Below are 3,682 nucleotides of genomic sequence, written 5' to 3' on the forward strand. Positions count from 1 at the left end.
ACACAGGAGTCATCGGTCGGTCGTGGGGGCGGCTGTAGGGGTGGGTCGGACCAGGTCCGGACAGACGTGGACCCCGGGCGGGGGTGAGGTGGGCCACGCCCGTCTCGGGCGGCCTCGACCACCGCGTCGGCGGCTACCGGGGCCCTGTCACCGTAGGGGTGTGCTGACGACCCGACTCCGCCCTGCCGCCGTCGTCGCGGCCTCGCTGCTGCTGACCCTGACCGCCTGCGGTGGGTCCGAGGACGACGCCGGTGCCGGCGGGTCCGGGGACATGGCCGGGATGGAAATGTCGGCCATGAACGACCCCGACGCCACGCCCGCCGACGAGGTCGACGGCGACCGGGAGAAGGGCGAGTTCGTCGTCCTCGACACCGCTCCCCCGGGCAGCGACGAGGTCGCTGGCGAGGCGTTCCTGGCGCAGGACGACTCCGGGACGACCGTGACGATCCGGCTGATCGGGCTCGAGCCGGGCGTCGACTACGTCTCGCACCTGCACGACGCCGGCTGTGCCGAGGGCGACGGCGGCGACCACTTCAAGTTCGACCCCGACGGCGGGGACGTGCCGCCCAACGAGGTGCACCTCGGCTTCACCGCCACCGAGCAGGGCACCGGCCAGGCGACCGTCACCAACGACCAGCGGGTCGAGGACGGGGCGCCGTCGATCGTGGTGCACCCGGCCGAGGCGACCGACAACCGGCTGGCGTGCGCCGACTTCTCGTGAGGCGCCGTCTGTTGGGTGGTGGGTCTCGTGACGCTCGCTTCGCTCGCTCCTCGACCACCGGGCTCGTCGGGGGGTCTCGTGACGCTCGCTCCGCTCACTCCTCGACCACCGGGGCTCGCTCCTCGACCACCGGGCTTGTCGGGGGGTCTCGTGACGCTCGCTTCGCTCGCTTCGCTCGCTCCTCGACCGCCGTAGCCATCGCCGGGCTGCTGCTGCTCGGCGGGGCCGGTGCTGCGTCGGCGCACGGGGACCTGACGGGGGGCTCCCCGGGGCCCGGGGACGAGACCGCACCGGGCGTCACGACGCTGCGGCTCGACCTTGCCGAGGTCGACGGGGACGCGCCCCTGTCGGTGGCGGTGACCGACGAGGCCGGTGACCCGGTCGCGGTCGGTGCAGCGCAGGTCGTCGGCTCCGACGTCGTCTGCGCGGCGGTCGAGCCGCTCGACGAGGGCGTGTGGACCATCGACTACGCCGGCACGGGCGTCGACGGCCACCGCTTCGGCAGCCGCTTCGCCTTCGAGGTGCTGCCCGGTGGCGAGGAGGCCGACCCCGGCCCCTGCGCCGACGCCGAGCTGGCCGGTCCCGGGGAGGCGCAGACCCTCGCCGAGATGACCGAGACCGACGCCGCGGTCCCGGCCTGGGTGGTCTGGACCCTGGTCGGTCTCGGGCTCGTGTCCGCGACCGCGGTGGTGCTGCGGGTCCGGCGAGACCGCGCCTCCGACTAGGCCCGGTCCAGGCCGAGCCGCGCACGCAGCCCGCGGTACGCAGCCACAAGGACGGCGATGAGCACCACGACCACGACCAGGCGTACGACGACCTGGGTCCGGGTGCCGTCCTGGGCGACCTCGACCAGCGCCACCAGGTTCATCCCGATGCCGACGCCCAGCAGGAGCAGCACGCCGTAGAGCAGCAGTCGCCGTCGGTCCATGGCGGCACCGTACGCGGGCCTCAGCAGGCCTCAGCGGGTGCCGGTCAGTTGCACCGCGAGCAGCGCGAGCAGCGTCATCGCCAGGATCGCCAGGATCGGTCCCGCGCCCCCCAGCATCGGCACGTCGCGCCGGTCGAGGTCGTCGGGCCCGTCCGGGTCCAGATCGTCTGTTCTGTTGTCAGGCTCGTGTGGAGCGCCAGGCATCCGATGGTGTCCTCGGGCGTACGGGGCCTGCTCACGCCCCCGTGGCCAGGTCGGCCAGGGACGTCCTCGAGATCGGGCAGCGGCTCGTCGGTCTGGTCGGTGACGGCGCCGGTGGTCGCTTCGACCACGAGATCCAACGTACGAGCCGCCGAGAGGTCACGGGTCGACCCACCACGGTCTGAGACGTCCCTGCTCCGGCGGTCCCGGTGAGGCGTCAGTAGACGACGTCGATGTTGCGGAGCTTGTCGGCGCCCTCGCGGTAGGCGGTGTCGTAGCCGACCTTGCCGGCGAGGACGTCGTCGCCGGCGCCGCCGTGGAGCACGTCGTCGCCGGCCAGCCCGCCGACCGAGTCGGTGCCCTCACCGCCGTACAGGGTGTCGCCCTGCTGGCCCCCGACGAGCTTGTCGTCACCGTCGTCGCCGTAGGCGACGTTGCCCCCGCCACCCATCCGGATCCAGTCGTCCCCGGCGCCGCCGTGGGCCTCGTCCTGGTCGGCGGCGGTGTTCACGAAGTCGCGACCGGCCCCGGTGCGCACCACGTCGCGACCGGCGTCGGTGAGCGCCCACGTGCGGTACCGCGAGGGCAGCGCGCTGGTGTCGACCGTGTCGGCGCCGAGGCGTGGCCACATCTCCAGGAAGACCTCGCCGGTCGGGGTCACCGGCACGGCGCAGGACACGGCCCGGCCGATGCCGACCGGGACCCGCTCGCAGCCGAGAGGCACCGCGATCCACCTCGAGACGGCGCGGTCGTGGAAGACCAGGCGCCCGGCCTCCTCGGTGACCACCACGTCGTTGTCACCGGCGCCGGCGACGTAGCGCAGGCCCCACTCGGTGGCGCTGAGGTGCGCCTCGTCCCGAGCGGTCCGCGGCTGCTCGACCTGGCCGTAGAGCTCGAAGGTGGGGACACGCGTGTCGGTCCACGAGGCGGGAGCCGAGGAGAGGTCGGTCGGGGGCTTCGTACGCCCGGCGGCGGCCGACGAGGGCGCGGCGAGAGCGGCGGCGGCGAGCAGGGCGGTGAGGGCGACGAGCGGCTGCGGGCGCACGGGGATCACTCCTGGGGGAGGCGGGGACCGGTGGGGTCGGCGACGCCGGGCGGGCGGACGACGTGTGCCCGGCCCTGGCGACCTGATCATCGGTCGTCACGACGACGCCCTTGACCACCCCTCCCCTGCCCGCCCCTCCTCTACCGGCCTGCGCGGACGGGGTGCTGGTCGCCCGGGTCGGTCCGGTCGACGAGGGCGACCGGCCCGTCCGAGGCGGGAGCCAGCGACAGGCCCGGCAGCGGGCCGCGCGCGGCCGTCGCGACGACCACGACGAGGACGAGGAAGGCCAGCGCGCGGCCGACCGCGACGAGCAGCGCCGTCCCGAGGGTGTCCCTGCGGTGCGGCGCGGTCCGGGCCGTCGCCGCCATGGAGATCGTCATCGTCATCGCCTGCTCCATCGTCCAGGTGAACGGCGGGGGGTCCGCTCACGCGCATCAGGTGATCGGCACGGGCCGACCCCGCCTTGAGGGGAAGGCCCGCGAAGGCCAGCGGGCTAGACAACTCGGCTCCTGGGGCGGCTCCGAAGGCGTGCCGCGGGTCCTGTCCTCGGCCTGGCAAAGGTCCCGGTCTCGTCGGGAAGAATCCGAGTATGCGCAGGTCAGCGCCCTGTCAGGCAACGTCCCGGAGACCGCAGGTCGAAGGTCCCTGTCCTTTCGACTCTGCGTACGAAGGGGGTCGTGGACGGTTCAATCAACCCATCGCACCAGCTCCTCCAGCTCTCCTCCCTCCTCCCGAAAGGCACGACCGATGACCTCCACCGCCCCCCGCACCACCGCCCCCCCCCGCC

Annotated in this window: 6 protein-coding genes; 2 read left to right on the plus strand and 4 right to left on the minus strand. The window is 73.8% G+C overall.

Translation table 11 applies throughout. From position 1 onward, the window contains the following. The first annotated feature begins 160 nt into the window (after positions 1-160). Positions 161-721: a superoxide dismutase family protein gene (locus GV155_RS19160; RefSeq protein WP_160011700.1), complete on the plus strand. Its 561-nt coding sequence runs from the start codon at positions 161-163 to the stop codon at positions 719-721. Further along, positions 718-1,446 carry a copper resistance CopC family protein gene (locus tag GV155_RS19165; RefSeq protein ID WP_236554523.1) on the plus strand — a complete coding sequence of 243 codons (729 nt, stop codon included), beginning with the start codon at positions 718-720 and terminating at the stop codon, positions 1,444-1,446. The genes GV155_RS19160 and GV155_RS19165 overlap by 4 nt, the downstream gene beginning before the upstream one ends. Here GV155_RS19165 and GV155_RS19170 read toward each other — a convergent pair. The 4 genes from GV155_RS19170 to GV155_RS19185 form a co-directional block, all read right to left on the minus strand. Continuing rightward, entirely contained in the window at positions 1,443-1,649 is a 207-nt protein-coding gene (locus GV155_RS19170) for a hypothetical protein (protein WP_160011704.1), read from the minus strand. The genes GV155_RS19165 and GV155_RS19170 overlap by 4 nt on opposite strands. A 30-nt stretch (positions 1,650-1,679) precedes the next feature. Further along, entirely contained in the window at positions 1,680-1,853 is a 174-nt protein-coding gene (locus tag GV155_RS19175; RefSeq protein WP_160011706.1) for a hypothetical protein, read from the minus strand. Between the two features lie 214 nt (positions 1,854-2,067). After that, a complete protein-coding gene (locus GV155_RS19180; RefSeq protein WP_160011708.1) occupies positions 2,068-2,895 on the minus strand; it encodes a calcium-binding protein in 828 nt (275 codons plus the stop codon). A 140-nt stretch (positions 2,896-3,035) separates the two neighbouring features. Further along, positions 3,036-3,275 carry a hypothetical protein gene (locus tag GV155_RS19185; protein ID WP_160011710.1) on the minus strand — a complete coding sequence of 80 codons (240 nt, stop codon included), beginning with the start codon at positions 3,273-3,275 and terminating at the stop codon, positions 3,036-3,038. Between the last annotated feature and the right edge of the window lie 407 nt (positions 3,276-3,682).

It is taken from the genome of Nocardioides sp. AX2bis, assembly GCF_902506435.1.
Lineage (GTDB): Bacteria > Actinomycetota > Actinomycetes > Propionibacteriales > Nocardioidaceae > Nocardioides.